Below are 22,134 nucleotides of genomic sequence, written 5' to 3' on the forward strand. Positions count from 1 at the left end.
CTGCTCGCGGTTAATGCACGGATGCGTCGCGGCCGCCATTGCCAACCGATGCGACAATGTTGCGCATTAACGAATTACTAACCTCTTGAAGCCCGCGGCGATGCGTAACCGCCGATTAACCGTAGTTCTTTACTTTACGGTCAGCGTGCGACGCAGCCGCGATCGCGGTCCATATCTCGGAGCGCTGCGCTGATCGATCGACGGGGCGCCGAGGGCCCCGCCGCGCGATGCCACGCCGACATATAGCTCGGCGCGGTTGACGATTTGAGTTTGTAGATCAAGCGAGTGTGTAAAGTATCATGTCGCCCCAGCCGTCTTCGCCCGATGCGCCGACCGACCGGACCTCCGATGGGCTCGATTTCAGGAATGTCCTCGGCATTCTGGCGCGGCGAAAGAACTGGGTGATCGGCGTCCCGCTGGCGCTGTGCGCTATGGTGGCCGCCTATCTGTTGATCGCCCAGCCGGCCTATACCGGGATGGCGCAGGTCTTCGTCGATCCGCGCGATCAGTACACGCCGAAGGACGATCCGCTGCAGAATTCGGTCCCCGGTGACGGTCTGTTGCTGGTCGAAAGCCAGCTCAAGATCATCACCTCGAACGAGGTGCTGAATCGCGTCATCGAACAGATGGATCTGCAGAACGATCCGGAATTCAACGGCCAGCGCTTCGGCCTCGGCAGATTCGTGAAATCGCTGATCGGGCTCGGCAAGACCGAAGACCGGGCGCTGACCACGCTGCGCAATCTGCGTCTCAAGGTCGCAACCAGGCGGATCGATCGCTCCTTCGTGATCGACATTCTGGCTTCCGCCGACACCGCGCCGTGCGCCGCCGCGCTCGCCAATGCGGTGGCGACCTCGTATCTCGAAGAGCAGGCCGGCGCCAATTCGGCGTTCCAGCGCCGAACCTCGGAGGCGATCTCGGCGCAGCTCGGCAAGCTGCGGCAGGAGGTGAAGCGCGGTGAGGAGGCGGTGGCGGCGTTCAAGGCGGCCAACAATCTGGTCGGCGCGCGCAGCCGCTTGGTGAGCGAGCAGCAGCTCGACGAAGCCAACACCCAATTGACCAATGCCCGGACCCGGCTGGCCGATGCGCAGGCGCGCGTGCGGCTGATCGAAACCGTCGAGCAGGGCAACGCCGGTCTCGATTCGCTGCCCGAGGCGATGCAGTCCGCGGCGATCGTCCAGCTGCGCGGTCGCGCGGTCGATGCGTCGCGCGAGGAGGCGCAGCTCGCGCAGATCAACGGGCCCAACCATCCGGCGCTGCAAGCGGCGCGGGCGCAGGTGCGTGACGTTCAGGCGGCGATCCAGCGCGAGCTGAAGACGATCGCCCGGTCGGTCCGCAACACCGAGGCCAGCGAGCGAACCAATGTGCAGAACCTGCAGGCCAATTTCGACGCGCTGAAAGCCCAATCACAGGCCAATGACAAATTGATGGTCCCGCTGCGCGAACTCGAGCGCAAGGCGGAGTCGAGCCGCATCGTCTACGAGAGCTTTCTCGCCAAAGCGAAGACGGCCGAAGAACGGCAGGGCATCGACACCACCAACATTCGGCTGATCTCCCGCGCCACCGCGCCGGAGAACAAGAGCTGGCCGCCGACTCTGATCATGCTCGCGGCCGCGATCTTCGCGGGCCTGACGATCGGAATAGCGCTCGCGCTGGCGCGTGATTACTTCGAGCGGCCTGTCAGGGACCCCGAGCCGGACGCCGTCGCCGTGTCCGATGCGCCGTCTCTGGCCCCGGCCGATCCGGCGCCGGTGTTTCGGCCGGCGGTGAAGGCGCAGAGCCACGCCGGCCGGTTGAGCGCGCTCAGCGAGGAGTTGCTCGCGGCGCCGAAGGGCCACACCGTCGTGCTGGTTCAGGTCCAGCGCGGCGCGTGGCTGGACGACGTCGCATTGCAGCTCGCCCGCACCGTGATCGCGAACCAGATGGACGTCATGCTGGTCGACGCCGACCTCGCGCGGCATCAAACGACCTCGCGGCTGGGCTATGACGACGCGCCCGGCCTGCGCGACGTCATGGCCGGCGATGCCGCGATCGGCGACGTCGTCCGATTGCACAAGCCGACCGCGATGCGCGTCGTTCCGGTGGGGCTCGCCGCCGTCGGCAGTCGCGATCCGCGGGCGCGGCAGGCGCTGTCCCTGGCCTTTCAGCAGCTTCGGGTATTCGATCGCGTCATCGTCGATGGCGGCGAGATGGGATCGACGGCCTCCGAATTCGGCATGTACTACATGGCCGACGAAGTGGTGTTCCTCGCGCAGGCGCCGGGCGGCAAAAGCGACGACGCGGCGATCCTGGTCGATCTGCTGCAGCACCGCCAGATCAAGGCCCGGGTGGTGTTCGTGGAGCCGGACGTCTCGGTGGCGGCATGACCGCCGGCGGGCCGGGCGCGCCGCATCCGCCGGTCGCGTTTGCGTCCGCCGTCTCGTCCGCCCGCACGGTCCGGCTGCGGTTGCCATTCGCACCGCCGCTGATCCAGAAGATGATGGCGGTCTATATCGTTCTGCTGTTCGTGGTGTCCGCCAATGTGCTGGACCTGATCGGCTACGATTACAGCGCGATCGGCGGATCGCCGATCACCAAGATCCACGTCTCGACCTATTTCATCGTGCTGATGTTCGGCGTGTTCGTCGTCACCTACCCGCAGAAGGGCGATCTCGCCCGCTATTATCTGGCCACCAAGCTCGGCTCGATCTTCTTCTTTTGCGCTTCCACTTTCGCCGTCATCAACATCGTCGTCGATGGCCGCAACGGCTTCGGCATGTATTTCGACACCGATCTGCATCTGTTTCTATGCTGTATGCTGCTGCCATTCGTCACGCCCGACAACATGGATCGGCTCGAGCGGTTTCTGCACTGGTTCTTCCTGGTCAACGCGCTGCTCGCGGTGGTGGAGCTGGCGATCGGTTTCAACATCTTTCCGCTGATCACCTACGCGCCGGACGGCATGACGACCGTGGAGCCGCGGGCGACGGCGTTTCTCAGCCATCCGCTCCACGCGGCGACCATCACCTGCGTCTATATCGTCAGCCTGCTGTGCGGCGCCGGCATGGCGCTGCGATCCAATCTGCGGATGCCGATGATCCTGCTGCAATACGCGGCGCTGCTCGCGTTCGGCGGACGCACCGCGTTCCTGCTGACGGGGCTGATCATGGCGGCGATGTTGCTGTGGGGCATGTTCCGCACCGCCGCCGGCATGAAGCTGTCGCAGCTCGGCCTGATCGTCTGGTTCTCGATCATTCCGGTCGGCATTGCCCTGGTGGCGGTGCTGGCCTCGATCGGAGCGTTCGATCAGCTGCTCGACCGTTTCACCGAAGACGGCGGCAGCGCGCGCAGTCGCTGGTTGATGGTGCCGCTGCTGCTGTCGTTCAACTGGGGTGACCTGCTGTGGGGCGCGCAGACCGACTATGTCAGGTCGCAGATCTATTCCTTCGGGCTGGAATGGGGCGTCGAGAATCCATTCATCCAGATGAGCGTGTTCCAGGGCGTGGTCGTCGCGTCGATGATCATGCTCGGCGTGCTGTTGCTGATCTATGAGGCCTATCGGCGCATGACGTGGAAAGCGATCTTCCCGATTGCCGTGTATTTCTTTCTCTGCAGCACCTTCGGATCGTTCGCCGGACGTTTCTTCACCTTCTCGATCTTTCTGATCGTGATTTCCGCGCTGTTCCGCCGGCCTGACACGCCGTCGAACTATGTGAGCTGAGGAGGACGGATGGACGCAGCCGTGCCGAGCCATGTCGCCGATCCGCCCGCGATCGTCAGGGACGCGGGTGATTTGCGTCCAGCCGGGCGCGGCGGATATTTGCTGCCAAACGGCTATCTCAGCACGTCGGGCAGTCAGATCGTCGATGCTTCGGGCCGGCCGGTCCGCATCGCCTCGATCGGCTGGAACGGCACCGAGGGGCCGCTCGGAGCCGCGCCATCGGGCATCTGGCGCGTCAGCTACAAGACCGTCCTCGACTCGATCGTCGCGGCCGGCTTCAACGCGGTGCGAATTCCATGGACCGATATCGGGCTGAATGCGCCGCTCAACGGCTACAGCGACCGGCTCGGCTGGATCAACATCACGCTGAACCCGGAGCTGCTCGCGAGCTCCACGCCGAATTCGCAGGGCCGCTACCAATACGTCACCACGCTGGTCGCGTTTCAGCGCATCGTCGACTACGCGCAGGAGATCGGCCTCAAGGTGATCTTCAATCATCACACCAATCAGGGCACCGCCGGGCAGCAGCGCAACGGGCTGTGGTTCGACCTCGGTCCCGGCACCGACAACACGGATGGAATCGTGCCGGGCAGGGTCACGGCGGAAACCTTCAAGCAGAACTGGCTGCTGGTTGCGCGGACCTTCGCGAACAATCCGACCGTGATCGGCTACGATTTGCACAACGAACCGAATGGCGATCGCGGCCACATCACCTGGGGCGGCGGCGGACCGACCGACATCAAGGCGATGTGCGAGGATGTCGGTTCGGCGATCCAGGACGTCAGCCCCGGCGTGCTGATCATCTGTGAAGGGCCGGAAACCTACAAGCCGCCGCCAGCGTCATCGGGCATGGACCCGCGCCACGCGGCGCCGGCGGGAAATCTCACCGCGGCGGGCGCCAACCCCGTGAAGCTGAAGATTGCGAACAAGCTGGTGTATTCGATTCACGAATATCCGGACGAGATCTCGGACACCAAACGCTGGGGGTTGCCGGAGGTTGGCAAGGGCTTCATCGACCGGATGAATTTCACCTGGGGCTATCTGGTCCGCGACAACATCGCACCGGTGTGGATCGGCGAAATGGGCGCGTCACTGCGAACGCCCGAAACGCGCGAATGGGCGCGCAATTTGATCGACTACATGAACGGAAAATACGGCCAGGAGGGCGGGCCGACATTCTCGGGCGACCAGCAGCCGGTCAGCGGAAGCTGGTGGCTGATCGGGCCGTCGAACGATCCGCCGTTTGGCCTGCAGACCGAATGGGGCGTCGGCAACTATCGTCCCGATCAGATCGCGATCACCGACGAGATGCTGATGCGTCCGCGCAACTAGAGCTTTTCCGGTCTGATAGAATCAGAACCGCAGCTCTAACTCTGTTCCGACGCGTTTTCTTCACGCGTATTCCGCGCGCCATGACGGCGCGCGGCGAACCCATCAGCGCGTCCGGGTCAGCAGCAGATACATCGCGTAAGGGTTGGTCTTGAGGTAGCGCATCCCGAGCCGTCGCGGCTCGAGCGCCATCCGCCATAGCCATTCGAGGCCAATTCGCTGCATCCATTGCGGCGCCCGCGCCTTGGAGCCCGACAGGAAATCGAACAGGCCGCCCGACGTCTTGATGATCCCGACGGTGGTCAGCCGATGGCGATGCCGCCGAATGAAGACCTGCTCGCGCGGGACGCCCATCGAGATCCAGAGAATATCGGGAGCCAGTTCGGCGATCTGCCGGCAGGCCGCGATCTCTTCCGCCTCGTCGGCGAAGAAGCCGTTGCGCCGCCCGACCAGTTTTAGCTTGGGATAGCGTCGCTTCACCAATTCGGTTGCGAGACGGTTCGAGGTCTCGTCGGCGCCGAGCATGAACATCGTCGCGCCGCGCACACTGGCTTCGCGCGCGACATCGTGAAACAGGTCGGTGGTCGCGACGCGCTCCGGCAGCGGAGTCTGGCATTTGAACCGTGACACGAACACGTGCGGCATGCCGTCGGCGTGAATCGCATCGGCTTCCAGAAACATCGCACGTTCGCTCGGATCGACTGCGCAGCGATAGGTGACCTCGCCGTTGGTCGACGTCATATAGGCCGGGTAGCGCCACTGGCCGCGGCGCTTCAGCGCCTCGTCGACCATCACCTTTGCGGTTTCGGCACGGTCGGCGACGACGATCGGCAGGCCGCCGATCATGTTGCGCTGCCATTGCTGAAACCGCTCGCGCCGACGCTCGCCAGTCACCCGCCGTTCCTCGAACGAAACGGAGCTGTCGGTCGAAACGTGGAACGGCGCGACTCGACGCTCCTCGGCTCGCCGCTCGGCATTCAGCGGATCAGAAACTGGATTTCGGCTGGCATCTTGCGCTTTGGGCATTGCGAGTTCCGCTGGTCGTTGACGAGTCGAGGCCGCCGCTCGATCATTCAAACCGAACAATTAGCCAATCTAATCAACCTTGCAATCGGCGCTTAACCGTTTCCGCTCAACAGGGTAAAGCAGTTAACGTCGCGGCTACGAGATCGTGCGGAATTTCAGCTAAATGTCCCGTGCCGGGTCAGCCTGTCTCAGGATGACGCGCGGGGCGTGTGCCGATCTGAAAGGAACGATCCGCGGCTGCGCCGTTACGGCAGCCGGCGTTCCCAGGCCAGTGCGTGCCGCACTATGGTTTCGAGATCGTCGTGACGGGGGCGCCACCCGAGCAGCGATTTCGCCAGTTCGTTCGAGGCCACCAGCGCGGCCGGATCGCCGGGGCGGCGGCCCTTGATGCGGACGTCGAAATCGATACCCGAGACGCGCTTCACCACCTCGATCACGTCCAGCACCGAATAGCCGTTGGCATAGCCGATGTTGCAGATGACGCTCGGATTGCCGGCGCGCAGATATCGCAGCGCGTCGATATGTGCGGCCACGAGATCGCTGACATGGACGTAGTCGCGGACGCAGGAGCCGTCGGCGGTCGGATAGTCGGTGCCGTACACATCGAGGCCGTCGCGCTTGCCGAGGGCGGCCTGGACGGCGATCTTGATCAAATGAGTGGCGTTCGGCGACGACTGGCCGGCGCGGCCATCCGGATCGGCGCCCGCGACGTTGAAGTAGCGGAGCGCCGCATAGCTCAGCGGATGCGCGCGCGCGACGTCGTCGAGCATCCATTCGACCATCAGCTTGGAGCGGCCGTAAGGGTTGATCGGTTGCGTCGACTGGCCTTCGCTGATCGGTGTGCGATCGGGTTCGCCATAGACCGCGGCGGTCGACGAAAACACGAGATGCGGCACCTTTCGCTGAACCGCGCAGTCGATCAGCGTCCGGGCATTGGCGGTGTTGTTGCGATAATAATCGAGCGGGCGCGCGACCGATTCCGGCACCACGACGCTGGCCGCAAAATGGATGATCGCCGCGATCGGATAGCGATCCATGATGTCGCCGACGAAGGCGGCGTCGCCGACCGAGCCGGCGAACAACGGGACGCCGTCCGGAACGGCGCTGCGCAGCCCGGCAGAAAGATCATCGATCACCAGCGGACGCTCGCCTGCGGCCTGCAGCGCCAGCGTCATGTGGCTGCCGATATAGCCGGCGCCGCCGGTGACGAGGATGTAGTTGTCCATCTCGGGCCTTTCCGTCGCTCGCGGCGTCCGCTGGCCGTCGGACGCTCAGGGCGCTGCGTTGCTCTGAAACCGGATTCGACTGCTCGCAATTGCCGCGCCCCAGGTCAAGCCGATCAGCATGAAATAGTGCCGCCAATGATCGGTATCGATAATGAAGCTCTCGAGCAGCGTCACGATCAGCGTCGCGACGATCGCGATATAGGTCCGCTGCCAGGGCGTGCGGACGAAGACGTTGCGGAGGCCGTAGGCCGCGGTGATGAACACCAGAGCAGGATACAGAATGCCGCTGATCCAGCCGCCGGACATGAAGGCGTTGAGGAACGAATTGTGGGTGTCCTCGGGAAAGAATCGGCGGAATTGCAGCGGTCCGATCCCGGTCGGATAGTCCAGCGCCATGCCGGCGCCGAGCAGATGCCGGCCGAACCGGCCGAACCGGCCGCTGTCATAAGGCTGCGACAGGCTGGCGCGTTGCCTGAACAGCTCGTCGATCTGATCGATCGACAGCAACACGGCGATCGCCGCGACCAGCATCGCCGAGGCGAGCGCCGCGAGCAGCACGATCCGCAATCGCCTCTGCTGGGTCGGTGCGGTGATGAAGGTCAGCGCGATCATCAGCACCGATGCACCGGCCAGCGTGCCCCAGGCCGCGCGCGAAAAGGCCAGGAAGATCGCGAGCGCGATGATGCCGAAGGCGATCGCATTACGCACCGCGCTCCAGAACGATCCTTCGATCACCCGCTGCAGCGCGTAGATCGCCGGAAAGATCAGGAACGCGCCGAGCACGTTGGGGTCCTTGAAGGTGCCGCGCGCGCGTCCGGCGTAGGTCAGCAGATCTCCGGCGCCAGGGATCAGGTTGAAATAGCCGGCGATCCCCGCCAGCGATGCGATGATGCCGCCGACCAGATAGCCCTTGGCGATCGCCTCGATCCGCTCGCCGGTGTCCTGCAGCGCCACCAGCGCAAAGAATATCGCGGTGATCGCCATGTACCACGACGTCAACAGCCAGTTCAGGATGATGGTGTCGCCGAGCAGATCGGCGGCGCCGATGGTGTAGCCCAGCTCGACGCCGATCAGCAGCCCGATCGGCACGATCAGGACGGGCGTGATCCGCAGTCCGGAGGCCAGAAACACGATGATCGACAGCAGGATCGCGAATTCATACGGGCTGGGCTCGATGAAGACGATCGCGCCGCTGGCGCCGACGAACCACAGCAGGGCAAGCTGCAGCGCTCTCAGCCGCGGCGCCGTCACGGAAGAGGGAGCGGCCGCGATGGCAAAGTCGGTCATGGCTGCAACCTGGCGTGGCCGGACGTAAGGGATCGTTAACCGAGTGGCCGCGGCACGATGCCCGGAGGGCGGACGAGACGTCGGCTGCGCGCTCGCATCGCGATGCGTCAGGCGATCTTGCTTGTTGGGAGCTTAAGAAAGCCAGATTAACACCGGCTTATCGGCGTCGCGCGCCTCTGTTTCGGGGCCCCGCGCCCGCTTGCAATTGGCCGCCCGGGCTCCGATATTTCCTGTTCGCTCACCATATGCCGAACAGGAGACGCCGGATGCCTTCCTTGCCCGAATGGAATGTGCCGGCCGCGATCCGGCCGCGTGCCGCCGACTTTCCTTTCGATCTCGAACGCGCGCTGTCGGCGGTGATCGGGTTGCATTCGATCATTCCGTCGGACGCCTTCACGGCCAACACGCTCGGCACCGAGCGCGCCGGCAATTGCGTGCTGATCGACGACGGCCTGCTGCTGACGATCGGCTATTTGATCACCGAGGCGGAGACCGTCTGGCTTCATCTCGGCGACGGGCGGGTGGTCGAGGGCCATGCGCTCGGCTTCGATGCGGAGAGCGGGTTCGGTCTCGTGCAGGCGCTCGGCCCGATCGATCTGCCGCCGCTGGCGCTCGGCAATTCCGGTGCGGCCAAAGCCGGCGATCGCGTGGTGATCGCCGGCGCCGGCGGGCGAACGCGATCGGTCGCGGGACGGATCGCGACGCGGCAGGAATTCGCCGGCTATTGGGAATATCTGCTCGACGACGCGATCTTCACCGAACCGTCGCACCCGAATTGGGGCGGCGCCGGGCTGATTTCGGCGACGGGCGAACTCATCGGCATCGGCTCGCTGCAGATCGAGCGCAGCGGCACCGACGCGCATTACAACATGATCGTGCCGATCGATCTGTTGAAGCCGGCGCTCTCCGATCTGCGCAAATTCGGTCGCGTCGACAAGCCGCCGCGACCGTGGCTCGGCCTGTATTCGACCGAGATCGAGGGCAAGATCGTCGTGGTCGGAATCGCGCCGAAGGGCCCGGCCGCCCGCGCCGAACTGAAGTCCGGCGACGTCATCCTCGCGGTCGCCGGCGAGAAGGTCAGCAGCGAGGGCGAGTTCTATCGCAAGATCTGGGCGCTCGGCACCGCGGGCGTCGAGGTCCCGCTGACGCTGTTCAGCGGCGGCGCGACCTTCGACGTCGTGCTGCATTCGTCCGACCGCGCCAAATTCCTCAAGGCCCCACGGATGCACTGAGCTGGTATCGGTGAGGTGTTTCGGTCGGGATCGGCCTCGCCGCTGCGGGTTTACTTGCCGGGAATCTTGTCGTCGATGCCCTTGATGTAGAAATTCATGCCGAGCACCTGGCTGTCGTCGAGGCGGTCGCCGCCCTTGCACTCGATCTCCTTGCCGTCCTGATCCAGGATCGGGCAGGCGAACGGCTTGATGCTGCCGTCGACGATGCCGGCCTCGGTCTCGACCGCGAGCTTCTTCACGGCCTCCGGCATGTTGGTATAGGGCGCCATCAGGATCATCTTGTCCTTGAGGCCGCCCCAGGTGTCGCCCGACTGCCAGTTGTTCTCCAGCACCGCCTTGATGCGGGAGGTGTAGTACGGCGTCCAGTTGTCGACGATGCCGGTGAGCTGAGCCTTGGCGCCGAACTTCATCATGTCGGTGGCCTGCGCGAAGGCGAGCGCGCCGCGCTCATTGGCGACCTGCATCGGCGCGGCGCTGTCGGTGTGCTGCATGATCACGTCGGCGCCCTGATCGAGCAGCGCCTTGGCGGCGTCGGCTTCCTTGCCGGGGTTGAACCAGGAGTTCACCCAGACGATCTTGACCTTGATGTTCGGATTGATCTTCTGCGCCGCCAGCATCGTGGCGTTGATGCCGGAGATCACTTCCGGCACCGGGAACGAGCCGATATAGCCGATCACGCCCTTCTTCGACATTTTCGCCGCGATCGCGCCCTGGATCGCGCGGCCCTCGTAGAACCGGCCCGAATAGGTCGCGACATTGTGCTCGCGCTTGTAGCCGGTGGCGTGCTCGAACCTCACGTCGGGATATTTCTTGGCGACCTTGATGGTCGAATCCATGTAGCCGAACGAGGTGGCGAAGATCAGCTTGTTGCCGGCGCGCGCGAGCTGCTCGATCGAGCGCTCGGCGTCGGGGCCTTCGCCGACGCTTTCGAGGAAGGTGGTCTCGATCTTGTCGCCGAATTCCTTGACGACGGCCTGGCGCGCCAGATCGTGCTGATGGGTCCAGCCGAAATCGCCGATCGGGCCGATATAGACGAAGCCGATCTTGAGCTTGTCCGCCGCGGAGGCCGCCGACAGTCCGGCGCAGCCCGCCGCCAGCACCAGCGCAGCCGTTACAATCGTCTTCCTCATCCGCGTCTCCGATCGTCGTCGGGGGACTGTCATCGTTCCGAACCGCGTCGCCCCGTCTCGCGCGATTCCACAGGATCTACCGGTCCGGCACGAACGCCGTCCCGAGCGCCGCCGGCCCAACCGAGCCGCCGCGGCGGCCGCGGGAGATCAGCACCAATACGATCACCGTGGCAAGATAGGGAAGCGCCGACATCAATTGCGAGGGCAGGCCGACGCCGAATGCCTGGGCGTGGAGTTGCAGGATCGACACCGCGCCGAACAGATAGGCGCCGGCCAGCAGCCGCGCCGGCCGCCACGAGGCGAACACCACCAGCGCCAGCGCGATCCAGCCGCGGCCGGCGGTCATGCCGGGCGCGAAAAACGGCGTATAGGCCAGCGGCAGACAGGCGCCGGCGAGCCCGGCGCAGCCGCCGCCGAACAGCACGGCCAGCGTCCTGATCCGCGCGACGTCGTAGCCCAGCGCGTGCGCGGAGGCGGGATTGTCGCCGGCCGCGCGCAGGATCAGGCCGGCCCGGGTGCGGACCAGGACGAATGCGATTGCGGCGATCAGTCCCAGTGACAGATAGACGAAGGCGTCCTGCCCGAACAGCAATCGGCCGACGACCGGCAGCGTCGTCAGACCGGGGATCGCGAGCTGCGGTGCGGCGGCGATCCGCTCGCCGACGAAGCCCAGCCCGATCAGCCCGGCGAGACCGGTGCCCAGAATGGTGAGCGCCAGCCCGGCCGCGACCTGATTGACGGCGAGCCCGATGGTCATGGCTGCGAACAGCGCCGCCAACGTCATGCCGGCCGCAATTCCGCACAGCGCGCCGACCGTGGTCGAGCCGGTGAGCCATGCGCCGCCGAAGCCGCAGGCCGCGCCGAGGATCATCATGCCCTCGACGCCGAGATTGAGCACGCCGGCCCGCTCGGTGACGAGTTCGCCGCTCGCCGCCAGCAGCAGCGGCGTCGAGGCGGTGACGATCGACAAAAGGATCGCCTCAAACATGTCCATCGCCGGCCTTTCGATGCGTCGCGATCAGCCGGACCCGATACAGGATCAGCGAGTCGCAAGCGAGCACGTAGAACAGCAGGATGCCCTGGATCACCCTTGTCATGTCCTGCGGGATCTTCATCGCGATCTGGGCCTGCTCGCCGCCGATGAAGGTCAGCGCCAGGAACAATCCCGCGGCGAGAATCGCGATCGGATTGAGCCGGCCGAGAAACGCCACGATGATCGCGGTGAAGCCATAACCCGGCGAGATCCCGGGCTGCAGGTGGCCGATCGGGCCGGCGACCTCGATGATGCCGGCAAGCCCCGCCAGCGCGCCGGAGATCGCGAAGGTGAACAGAACCAGCCGGTCGGCATTGAAGCCGCCGAACCGCGCGGCGCGCGGCGTCGCGCCGACGACGCGGATCTCGAAACCCTTCAGCGTCTTGCCGAGCAGGATCGCCGCGCCGATCACGAACAGGACGGTGAGGATCACGCCGACATGCAGACGGCTGCCCGCGATCAGCAGCGGCATGGTCGCGGCGGCGTCGAATTCGGCGGTGGTCGGGAAGTTGAAGCCGGCCGGATCGCGCCACGGTCCGCGCACCAGATAATCGAGCGCGAAGTCGGCGATGTAGACCAGCATCAGACTGATCAGGATTTCGCTGGCGCCGAACCGCACCTTGCACAGCGCCGGAATCAGCGCATAGAGCGCGCCCGCGGCCGCGCCGATCAGCAGCATCGCGGGCAGCAGCCATGGCCCGGTCTCGACGCCGTGCGTTTTCACCGCGAGCCAGCTTCCCGCCACCGCGCCGATCAGGAGCTGCCCTTCCGCGCCGATGTTCCAGACATTGGCGCGATAGCACAGCGCAAGCCCGACCGCGATCATCACCAGCGGCGACGCCTTGACCGCAATCTCCTGCAGCGAATAGGCGTCGGTCCAGGGCGCAACGAAGTACACATGCAGCGCCGCCAGCGGATCCTTGCCGAGCGCCGCGAACAAGGCGGCCATGGTCACGATCGTCAGCACGACCGCGATCAGCGGCGACAGCGCCGCGATCGCCGTCGAACGCTCGGCGCGCCGTTCAAGCAGGAATTGCATCGTGCACACTCTGTTGCGGCCAGCCGCTGCCGCCCATCAGAAGCCCGAGCTGCTCGCGACCGGTCTCGGCCGCGGCCAGCGGCGGCGACAGCCGGCCGTGATACATCACCGCGATGCTGTCGGCGATTTCGAGCAGTTCGTCGAGGTCCTGGCTGATCACCAGCACCGCCGCGCCGCCTGCGGCGAGATCGATCAGCGCCTGCCGGATCGCCGCGGCCGCGCCGGCGTCGAGCCCCCAGCTCGGCTGGTTGACCACCAGCAGCTTCGGCTGACGCAGAATTTCGCGGCCGACGATGAATTTCTGCAGATTGCCGCCGGACAATCGCTCGGCCTCCGGATCGCGCTGAGCCTTGCGCACTCCGAATGCTGCAGTGACCTGATCGACGAGGCCGAGCAGGGCGGCCTGATCGACGAAACCGCGCCGCACCACGCCGGGATCGGCGTGGCTCGTGAGCAGCGCGTTTTCGGACAGCCGCATCGTTGGCACGGTGGCGTGGCCGAGCCGTTGCTCCGGGATGAAAGCGGCGCCGAGCCGGCGTCGCGCCGTGATCGACAGATCGCCGGCCGCCTGTCCGTCGATCAGGATCGTGCGCGCCTCGTCGAGCGGCGCTTCGCCGGACAGGGCCGCGAACAATTCGTCCTGGCCGTTGCCGGCGACGCCCGCGATGCCGACGATCTCGCCGCCGCGCAGCTGCAGATCGATCTGTTTCAGCGTCATGCCGTGCGGATCGTCGGGCGCAAGGCTGAGCCCGGTCACAACGAGGCGCGGCGCGCCGATGCTGTGGCCGGGCTGCGGCTTCGGTGGGATCACGTCGACGCCGACCATCATCCGCGCCAGCGACGCCGCGGTCTCGGCGCGCGGGTCGCAGGCGGCGACGACGCGACCGGCGCGCAGGATCGTGGCGGTGTCGCACAGCCGCTTCACCTCTTCGAGCTTGTGGGAGATGTAGAGCAGCGCGCGGCCATCGGCCCGCAATTGCTCCAGCACATCGAACAGCCGGTCGGCTTCGGCCGGCGTCAGCACCGCGGTCGGCTCGTCGAGGATCAGGAATTGCGGGTCCTGCATCAGCGCGCGGACGATTTCGATCCGCTGCCGCTCGCCGACCGACAGCCGCCACACCTCGCGCTTCGGATCGAGCGGCAGCCCGTAGCGTTCGGCGATCTGCGCCAGCCGTCTCGATAGGATGTCGAGTGATTCACCGCCGCGCTGTCCGAGCGCGACGTTCTCGGCGACGGTGAGATTGTCGAACAGCGCGAAATGCTGCGAGACGAGGCCGATGCCACAGGCCTGCGCATCGGCCGGGCCGGCGGGCGCGAACGGCGCGCCGCGCCAGCGCATCGCGCCGTCGTCCGGCTGGATCAGCCCGCAGATGGTTTTGACCAGCGTCGACTTGCCGGCGCCGTTCTCGCCGAGCAGCGCATGGATCTGGCCCGGCGCGATCGCGATATCGATCGCCGAATTGGCGGTGAAATCGCCATAGCGCTTGGTCAGGCCGAGGCCCTGAAACAGCGGCGGACGCTCCGGCGGCGCTGCCGCAGAGGCGTCGGATGGGCGATCTTGAGACGAAGACGGGTAATTCAATTGGGGGCTACGCTCTTCCAATCGGCGGGGTTTTTCGCAATCTATCGGAAAAGCGCTGCAGGCGCGAAGCCGTCATTCGATCGTCGGCTTCCCGCGATAGGTCAAACATAGTAGTCAGGACAACAGAATGGCTGTCAGGTTGATCATCTTCTGGCTGGCGTTGGCCGCGGTCTCGGGCTGGGTCGCGTGGTTCTTGGCGCGCGCGCCGCGCCGGGCGCTGTGGGTCCGGATCGTGATCGCCGCCCTGTTGCTGGTCGCCTGCGCGGCCTCGTTTCTGATGTACGGCGCCGATCTCGAGAAGAATCTGGGATCGGTCGTGCTGTATTTCCTGGTGTGGGGCTCGGTGTTCGGCCTGTCGGCCGCCTGCGCAGGCACCATTCTCGGCACCCTGATCGCCCTGCTGATCGGCTGACCGGCGCCGATCGCCATTCATCGTCCCGTCCTTCCTCGCTTTGACATGCGCCTTGCCGATCGTGCGATCGATTCCGAGATCGCGGATCACGCGAACGCGTCGCATTGTCTTCGCCGAACTCATTGTACGACAGCGCGCCGAAGCCGGACGAATTGTCGCTGCCGTGCGAAAATCGGAACCCCGCCGATGTGGAACCGTTAGCCTTCCTGAACTCGCATAAGAGAAGGAGACGATAATGAAGATGTCACGCACGCTGTCGGCCATGGCGCTGATCGCCGGATCGCTGGCCATGGCGGCGGCTCCGGTCGCTGCCGCGCCGATGATGGTCGGCCCGCAATCAACCGCCGCGGCGTCGGACGTCCAGCAGGTGCAGTACCGCCACGGCTGGCACGGGCATCACGGCGGCTTTCATGGCCATCACGGTGGCTGGCACGGGCACCGCGGCCATCATCACCACCACGGCCATGGTTGGGGTCCGGGCGCGGCGATCGGCGGCCTCGCGGTCGGCGCGATCATCGGCGGCGCCATCGCCAGCAGCCAGGCCCAGGCCCAGGCGCGCGGCAGCGACGCGGTCGCTTATTGTTCGCAGCGCTTCAGGTCGTATGACCCGGCGTCGGGAACGTATCTCGGCTATGACGGGATGCGTCATTCCTGCCCGTAAGATCCGGGCGATCTGAACACGAAAGCCGCGCGGGAGGTCCCGCGCGGCTTTTTTTCCTGATCATGCGTTCTCGAGCAGGATCTTTCCGAAAACCGGCGTCCAGTTTTCGGGATCATGCTGAGGGTCAGTCGGCGCCTTCTTCTTCGTCCCCGGACGCGGTCCGGCTGTCGACGAAGTACTTGATCGCAGCGATCAGCACGACGAAGGTCGCAATCCAGACGATCCGCGAGCCGTAGCGGTCGTGCGGTCCCGAAATCACACCGCAGATCACCGCATTGCCGAGCAGCGAGGTCGCGACGAAGCCGGCCAGCAGCGAGACGTCGTCGAGTTCGCGCCGCCACAACGCCCGGCCGAGGATCGCCAGCAGCAGCGCCATCGAGCCGAGTGCCACCGGCACGTGCACCCAGTTCACCGCGTTGAAATTGATGTCCCAATGCTGCTGCCGCGCGGCGCGCATGGTCGGGCCCTGGTTCGGCATATAGCGCTCGATGATGCCGTAGGTGTGCGGGATCCAGCCATTGGTGCCTTCGCCGGTGCCGACATGAACGAGCTGATCCCATGTCGCCTTGGCGGCGGCCTTGGCCTGGATCCACGGATAGGCGGTCAGCGCCTTGCGGGAGATGTACTCCATCTCGTCGCTCAGCCCCTCGAAGCGGCCGAGCTTGTCGAACATGTTGTTGCCGCCCCACAGGAAGTCGTCGCCGGTCGGCGGCAACTCGTTGCGATAGGGGCAGAGCTTGAGCTTCACGGTCGCGCAATGGTCGTCGAGATAGCGCTTGACGATGCCGTCCTGCAGCATCCGGCCGAAGGCGACGCTGGAGCCGCCCGGGGTCCAGGCCACGGTCCCCGACAGCGCGTAGTTGGTGGCGAGCAGCAGCAGCGAGCCTGCGACCACGGTCATGCTGCCCTGAGCCAGGCCGGCCGCCGACAGTCGGCCGCGCAGGAACGGCAGCGCGAGCCAGCCGGCGCAGCACAGCCCGGTCAGCACGCCGACGGTGGCGCTGTGGGTCGCCGCGGCGAAGGTGGTGAAGGCGAACAGCAGGACCTTCTCGATCGTCGAGGTGCGGTCGCGGAAAGCCACCAGCAGAAACAGCGTCAGCACCGACAGGCCGGCGAAGATGTCGGTCAGCAACATGCTGGTGATCCACGGCAGCGCCGTGGTGGCGACCAGCGCGACGCCGATCGCCGCCAGCCGGAACGGCCGTGTGATACCGAACACCCGCAAAGTCAGTTGCAGGACCCAAAGCGTAATGATCGCCTGGAAGGCGAGGTTGATCCAGAACTGCGAGGATTCGCCGAGATGTAAATAGATGCCGTAGGTGGTCGACCGGCTCGGAACCAGATAGCCCTCGTACCAGCGCGCCAGATAACCGCCGGTGTCGTATTGGAGCAGCGGGTAACCGTTCCACAGCGCGGGCGCGAGCAGCAGCAGCGGCAGCCCGAACATCGCGATGCGCGCGGACATGGCAAGGCGCGACTGCGCAGCGAGGCCTTTGGTTTGAACGGAAGTTTCCATGTCGATGGGGCTGTCAGCTGTTCTCTACTGCGATCGCGCGACTGAATATGGCAGGCTCAGATAGGGCAGGCTCAGATAGGGCAGGCTCAGATAGGGCTGGCTCGGATAGGGCAGGCATGGATATAGCAAGTATGGATCTGGCGGGCTTGAATATCGAAAGCATAAATATCCCAGCTTGGATATCCCAGGAATGGCGTGCCCGCAACGAAGCGGGTAACTCACTTGCAGCACCGTAATCATTCCTGCTGATCCGACAGATTGGGCGCGATCAGCGAGCTTGGCCGTCCGGCCGGTGTAATTGCTTGCAACTAAGGTGGCTTTATGTCCGGTCCGCTCGCCGATGGCTCCCCGATCGGACCGAACGAACCTACGTTACCGTTGATGAACGAACGCTGACTATCCTGTCCGGGGGCGCCGAAGCGAGCTATGGCTGTCGGCCGGATCGGCTATAACTCCCCCGCTAAGACCTCTGGCGGCGGCCACAGCCACCCCGGCTTGTGGGAATTCCGGCCGCGGCCGCAAAGCGTGCCCGAAAGGACGGGAATGAAGATCAGGACCAAGCAGTTTCGGGTCGAGGAAGGCGCCAAGGTCGATCTCGGCAAATGGCCCACTCTGGTCGAACCGGCCTATGAGTCGAAGGAAAACTACCAGGAAATGCTCCGCAGCTATGTCGCGCACCTGGCCGAGCAGCAGAAACTGCTCTACGCCAGCAACCGCCACGCGGTCCTGCTGATCTTCCAGGCGATGGACGCCGCCGGCAAGGACGGCGTGATCCAGCACGTGATGTCCGGGGTCAATCCGCAGGGCTGTCAGGTGTTCAGCTTCAAGCACCCCAGCGCGACGGAGCTGCGCCACGACTTCCTGTGGCGCACCACCCGCGATCTTCCGGAACGCGGCCGGATCGGCATCTTCAACCGCTCCTACTACGAAGAGGTGCTGATCGTTCGAGTCCATCCGGAGATCCTGCAAAGCCAAGCGTTTCCGAGCGATGCGCATCATGGCAAGCATTTCTGGGACAAGCGCTATCGCTCGATCCGCGATCTCGAGCAGCATCTCCACGCCAACGGCACGCGGATCATGAAGTTCTTTCTGCATCTGTCCAAGGAGGAGCAGCGCAAGCGCTTCCTGGCGCGGATCGACGAGCCTGCGAAGAACTGGAAGTTCAGCGCCGCCGATATCGAGGAGCGCAAATATTGGGACGACTATATGGACGCCTACGAGCACTGCCTCAGCGAAACCAGCTCCGAGGACGCGCCGTGGTATATCGTTCCGGCGGATGACAAGCAGAACACCCGGCTGATCGTGTCGCAGATCATTCTCGAAACGGTCGAGGACCTGAAGATGACGTATCCCGAGACCTCTCCGGCGCGGCGAAAGGAGCTCTTGAAACTGCGGCGTCAGTTGGCGAAGTAGGCCGCCGCGTCGGCCCGTGCCTGCCCGCGCTGGTGTGACGCGCGACCATTCGCGGTTGGTCAAGCGCTCTGGTCACGCGGATGACACATCGGGCGGGTTAGGGAGTCGCAATGACGCTGCATGGTAAGACGCTGCACGGTAAAAAGGGACTGGTGGTCGGGATCGCCAACGCGGACAGCATCGCTTTCGGCTGCGCCCGTGCGTTCCGCGACGCCGGCGCCGAACTCGCCGTTACCTATCTCAACGACAAGGCGAAGCCGTATGTCGGGCCGCTGGCGGAGCAGCTGCAGAGCCCGATCGTCGTCCCCTGCGACGTGCGCGAGCCGGGGCAGCTCGAGGCGGTGTTCGCGCAGATCGGCGAGCGATGGGGCCGGCTCGACTTTCTGCTGCATTCGATCGCCTTCGCGCCGAAGGATGACCTGCAAGGCCGGGTGGTCGATTGCTCGCAGGCCGGCTTCGCGATGGCGATGGATGTGTCCTGCCATTCCTTCATCCGGATGGCGCGGCTGGCCGAGCCGCTGATGCCAGATGGCGGCTGCCTGTTGACGGTATCTTTTTACGGCTCCGAGAAGGTGGTCGAAGACTACAATCTGATGGGGCCGGTGAAGGCCGCGCTGGAAAGCTCGGTGCGCTATATGGCGGCGGAGCTGGCGCCGAAGCGCATCCGCGTCCATGCGCTGTCGCCCGGGCCGCTGAAGACCCGCGCCGCCTCCGGCATCGCGCGTTTCGACGAACTGCTGGAGCGGACCCGCGCCCGCGCTCCCGCGCACAATCTCGTCAGCATCGAAGACGTCGGCAACGTCGCGACCTTCCTGGTCGGCGACGGCGCCAGCGCGCTGACCGGCAATATCGAATACATCGACGCGGGCTATCACGTCGTCGGCTGATCCGCCGGCTGGAGAATCTCATGGAGCAGATCCAGAACCGCACCTTTGACGAGATCGCGGTGGGGGACACCGCGAGCCTGGTGCGGACGCTGACCTATCGCGACATCGAGGTGTTCGCGGTGATGTCGGGCGACGTCAATCCGATGCATGTCGACGCCGCCTTCGCCAAAAGCGATCAATTCCATCAGGTGGTGGCGCACGGCATGTGGGGCGGGTCGCTGATCTCGACCCTGCTCGGCACGCAACTTCCCGGCCCCGGCACGATCTATCTCGACCAGTCGCTGCGTTTCGTTCGCCCGGTGCTGCTCGGCGACACCGTCACCGTCTCCGTCAAGGTGAAGGAGAAGAACGAGGCGAAGAAGCGGTTGCTGCTGGATTGCCGCGCCACCAATCAGAGAGGCGAGGAGGTGATCGTCGGCCTCGCCGAGGTGCTCGCTCCGGTCGAGAAGATCTCCCGCCCACGCGTGCATCTGCCGGAGATCGATCTGCACCCGGCGGCGCGGCGCTACGAACGGCTGATCGAGATGACGCAGGGGCTGGAGCCGTTGCGCGTCGCGGTGGTGCATCCGGTCGATCCGCCCTCGCTGCTCGGCGCCGTCGAGGCGGCGCGCGCCGGGCTGATCGTGCCGGTGCTGGTCGGCCCCGATGCGAGGATCCGCGCCGCAGCCGCCCAGGCCGAGGTCGATCTGTCGCATTTCGACATCGTCGCGACCGAGCACAGCGACGCCGCGGCTGCAGCCGCGGTGGCGCTGGCGCGCGCCGGCAAGGTCGAGGCGCTGATGAAGGGCGCGCTGCATACCGACGAACTGATGCGCGCGGTGGTCGATCCGGCGCGTGGATTGCGCACCGCGCGGCGCATCAGCCACGTCTATGCGATCGATGCGCCGGACTATCCGCGGGCGCTGCTGGTCACCGACGCCGCGATCAACATCTACCCGACACTGACCGACAAGCGCGACATCATCCAGAACGCGATCGATCTGGCGCACGCGCTCGGCATCGGCCAGCCGCGGGTGGCGATCCTGTCGGCGGTCGAGACCGTCACCGAGAGCATCCGCTCGACGCTCGACGCCGCGGCGCTGTGCAAGATGGCCGAGCGCGGCCAGATCACCGGCGGCATTCTCGACGGACCTTTGGCGTTCGACAATGCGGTGTCGGCCGAGGCGGCCAAGACCAAGGGTATCGTCTCGCCGGTCGCCGGCCGCGCCGATATCTTCGTGGTGCCCGACCTCGAGGCCGGCAACATGCTGGCCAAGCAGCTCGAATATCTCGCCCGCGCGCATGTTGCCGGCATCGTGCTCGGCGCGCGCGTCCCGATCATCCTCACCAGCCGCGCCGACAAGACCCTGGCCCGGCTCGGCTCCTGCGCGATCGCGCTGCTGGTCGCGCGCCACAGGACGGCGGCGCTGCCCAGCGTGTCGTCCGGAGGCGCGGCATGAGCGACATGCTGCTGGTGCTGAATGCCGGCTCCTCCAGCGTCAAATTCGCGCTGTACGCGGCGCACGCCGAGCCGACGGTGGAGCAACTGATCTGCGAGGGCGGCATCGGCAGTATCGGTCATCGCCCGCATTTCAAGGTGGTGGACCGCGATGGCGGGGCGGTGCACGACGACTATCTGGCCGAGGGCGCCAGCCATGACGACGCGATCGCGACCCTGATCGGCTGGATCGAACAGCGCTTTTCCGATCAGCGGCTCGCCGCGGTCGGGCATCGTGTCGTGCATGGCGGCGACCTGTTCGATGCTCCCGTTCGCATCGATCCGGACGTGGTCGCGAAGCTGCGCCGCTTCACCACGCTGGCGCCGCTGCACCAGCCGCACAATATCGCGGCGATCGAGGCGCTGGCGAAGCAGCACCCGACGCTGCCGCAGGTCGCCTGTTTCGACACCGCCTTCCACCATCGCCTGCCGCCGGTTGCGACCTGGTTCGCGCTGCCGCGCGAGCTCACCGCGCAGGGCATCCGCCGCTACGGCTTTCACGGCATCTCCTACGAATACATCGCCGGCGCGCTGCCGGGCGTGGCCGGCTCGGCGATCGCCTATGGCCGCGTCGTGGTCGCGCATCTCGGCGCCGGCGCCAGCATGTGCGCGATGCGCGCGCGCAAGAGCGTCGCAACCACGATGGGCTTCACCGCGCTCGACGGCCTGATGATGGGCAGCCGCACCGGCGTGCTCGATCCCGGCGTGGTGCTGTATCTGCTCGAACAGAAGGGCATGACGCCCGCCGAGGTCAGCGATCTGTTGTATCGCCAATCCGGCCTGCTGGGCGTCTCCGGGATCAGCGACGACATGCGGACGCTGTTGGCCAGCGACGACCCGCGCGCCGAGGAAGCCGTCGCGCTGTTCGTCTATCGCATCGGCCGCGAACTCGGCTCGCTCGCCGCGGCGCTCGGCGGCCTCGACGCGCTGGTGTTCACCGGCGGGATCGGCGAGCACGCTGCGGAGATTCGCCGGAGGGTGTGCAAGCAGGCGGCCTGGCTCGGCGTGACGCTCGACGCCGCCGCCAATGCGCAAGCCTCGGGCGCCGCGCGGATCAGCATTGCCGACAGCAAGGTCTCGGCCTGGGTGATCCCGACTGACGAGGACCTGATGATCGCCCGCCATGTCTGGCGGCTGGTCGAGGGCGGCCGGATCGCCGACTGATCAGGCGACGCGCCGGACCT

At 65.7% G+C, this 22,134-nt stretch carries 18 protein-coding genes; 10 read left to right on the top strand and 8 right to left on the bottom strand.

The window, feature by feature from the left end; genetic code table 11:
* The first annotated feature begins 299 nt into the window (after positions 1-299).
* The 3 genes from BMY71_RS03955 to BMY71_RS03965 are packed head-to-tail and all read left to right on the top strand — an operon-like array spanning position 300 to position 5,032.
* A complete protein-coding gene (locus tag BMY71_RS03955; RefSeq protein ID WP_092681898.1) occupies positions 300-2,366 on the top strand; it encodes a GumC family protein in 2,067 nt (688 codons plus the stop codon).
* On the top strand, positions 2,363-3,700 hold the full coding sequence (locus tag BMY71_RS03960; RefSeq protein WP_092681900.1) for a VpsF family polysaccharide biosynthesis protein: 1,338 nt from the start codon (positions 2,363-2,365) through the stop codon (positions 3,698-3,700). The genes BMY71_RS03955 and BMY71_RS03960 overlap by 4 nt, the downstream gene beginning before the upstream one ends.
* 9 nt (positions 3,701-3,709) lie before the next feature.
* The gene (locus BMY71_RS03965; protein ID WP_011501535.1) at positions 3,710-5,032 is read left to right on the top strand and encodes a glycoside hydrolase family 5 protein; all 1,323 of its coding nucleotides are present in this window, start codon (positions 3,710-3,712) and stop codon (positions 5,030-5,032) included.
* Between the two features lie 102 nt (positions 5,033-5,134).
* On the opposite strand, the gene BMY71_RS03970 is transcribed toward BMY71_RS03965, so the two are convergent.
* The 3 genes from BMY71_RS03970 to BMY71_RS03980 all read right to left on the bottom strand — a co-directional run bounded on the left by BMY71_RS03970 (position 5,135) and on the right by BMY71_RS03980 (position 8,568).
* The gene (locus BMY71_RS03970) at positions 5,135-6,055 is read right to left on the bottom strand and encodes a WecB/TagA/CpsF family glycosyltransferase (RefSeq protein WP_011501536.1); all 921 of its coding nucleotides are present in this window, start codon (positions 6,053-6,055) and stop codon (positions 5,135-5,137) included.
* Between the two features lie 245 nt (positions 6,056-6,300).
* Positions 6,301-7,281 (bottom strand): UDP-glucose 4-epimerase GalE, encoded by a 981-nt coding sequence (gene galE, locus BMY71_RS03975; RefSeq protein WP_092681902.1) that lies wholly within the window; start codon positions 7,279-7,281, stop codon positions 6,301-6,303.
* Positions 7,282-7,326: 45 nt separating this feature from the next.
* Complete coding sequence (locus BMY71_RS03980) at positions 7,327-8,568, bottom strand: O-antigen ligase family protein (protein ID WP_092681904.1); 1,242 nt, start codon at positions 8,566-8,568, stop codon at positions 7,327-7,329.
* A gap of 266 nt (positions 8,569-8,834) precedes the next feature.
* Between BMY71_RS03980 and BMY71_RS03985 the strand changes: the two genes are divergently transcribed.
* Positions 8,835-9,800, top strand: a complete 966-nt coding sequence (locus BMY71_RS03985) for a S1C family serine protease (RefSeq protein ID WP_092681906.1) — start codon at positions 8,835-8,837, stop codon at positions 9,798-9,800.
* Positions 9,801-9,850: 50 nt separating this feature from the next.
* On the opposite strand, the gene BMY71_RS03990 is transcribed toward BMY71_RS03985, so the two are convergent.
* From BMY71_RS03990 to BMY71_RS04005, 4 genes are all read right to left on the bottom strand, one after another.
* The gene (locus BMY71_RS03990) at positions 9,851-10,930 is read right to left on the bottom strand and encodes a BMP family ABC transporter substrate-binding protein (protein WP_092681908.1); all 1,080 of its coding nucleotides are present in this window, start codon (positions 10,928-10,930) and stop codon (positions 9,851-9,853) included.
* Between the two features lie 76 nt (positions 10,931-11,006).
* Positions 11,007-11,924: an ABC transporter permease gene (locus BMY71_RS03995; protein ID WP_092681910.1), complete on the bottom strand. Its 918-nt coding sequence runs from the start codon at positions 11,922-11,924 to the stop codon at positions 11,007-11,009.
* Positions 11,911-13,002, bottom strand: a complete 1,092-nt coding sequence (locus tag BMY71_RS04000) for an ABC transporter permease (RefSeq protein WP_011501542.1) — start codon at positions 13,000-13,002, stop codon at positions 11,911-11,913. Before BMY71_RS04000 ends, BMY71_RS03995 begins: the two co-directional genes overlap by 14 nt.
* Complete coding sequence (locus BMY71_RS04005) at positions 12,986-14,512, bottom strand: ABC transporter ATP-binding protein (RefSeq protein WP_092682438.1); 1,527 nt, start codon at positions 14,510-14,512, stop codon at positions 12,986-12,988. Before BMY71_RS04005 ends, BMY71_RS04000 begins: the two co-directional genes overlap by 17 nt.
* A gap of 199 nt (positions 14,513-14,711) precedes the next feature.
* On the opposite strand from BMY71_RS04005, the gene BMY71_RS04010 reads away from it, so the two are divergent.
* Together BMY71_RS04010 and BMY71_RS04015 are read left to right on the top strand one after the other, a co-directional pair.
* Positions 14,712-14,996, top strand: coding sequence for a hypothetical protein (locus BMY71_RS04010; protein WP_011501544.1), 285 nt, complete (start codon positions 14,712-14,714; stop codon positions 14,994-14,996).
* A gap of 235 nt (positions 14,997-15,231) precedes the next feature.
* Entirely contained in the window at positions 15,232-15,657 is a 426-nt protein-coding gene (locus BMY71_RS04015; RefSeq protein ID WP_011501545.1) for a BA14K family protein, read from the top strand.
* 124 nt (positions 15,658-15,781) lie between these two features.
* Here BMY71_RS04015 and BMY71_RS04020 read toward each other — a convergent pair whose 3' ends face one another.
* Positions 15,782-17,173 (bottom strand): hypothetical protein, encoded by a 1,392-nt coding sequence (locus BMY71_RS04020; protein WP_011501546.1) that lies wholly within the window; start codon positions 17,171-17,173, stop codon positions 15,782-15,784.
* Positions 17,174-17,716: 543 nt separating this feature from the next.
* On the opposite strand from BMY71_RS04020, the gene BMY71_RS04025 reads away from it, so the two are divergent.
* The 4 genes from BMY71_RS04025 to BMY71_RS04040 all read left to right on the top strand — a co-directional run bounded on the left by BMY71_RS04025 (position 17,717) and on the right by BMY71_RS04040 (position 22,114).
* Entirely contained in the window at positions 17,717-18,586 is an 870-nt protein-coding gene (locus BMY71_RS04025; RefSeq protein WP_011501547.1) for an ADP-polyphosphate phosphotransferase, read from the top strand.
* Between the two features lie 110 nt (positions 18,587-18,696).
* Positions 18,697-19,473, top strand: a complete 777-nt coding sequence (gene fabI / locus BMY71_RS04030; protein ID WP_092681912.1) for an enoyl-ACP reductase FabI — start codon at positions 18,697-18,699, stop codon at positions 19,471-19,473.
* Positions 19,474-19,493: 20 nt separating this feature from the next.
* A complete protein-coding gene (locus BMY71_RS04035) occupies positions 19,494-20,912 on the top strand; it encodes a bifunctional enoyl-CoA hydratase/phosphate acetyltransferase (protein WP_092681914.1) in 1,419 nt (472 codons plus the stop codon).
* Positions 20,909-22,114, top strand: a complete 1,206-nt coding sequence (locus BMY71_RS04040; protein ID WP_092681916.1) for an acetate/propionate family kinase — start codon at positions 20,909-20,911, stop codon at positions 22,112-22,114. The genes BMY71_RS04035 and BMY71_RS04040 overlap by 4 nt, the downstream gene beginning before the upstream one ends.
* Positions 22,115-22,134: the final 20 nt, after the last annotated feature.

The sequence above is a fragment of the Rhodopseudomonas pseudopalustris genome, assembly GCF_900110435.1.
GTDB classification, from domain to species: Bacteria; Pseudomonadota; Alphaproteobacteria; order Rhizobiales; family Xanthobacteraceae; genus Rhodopseudomonas; species Rhodopseudomonas pseudopalustris.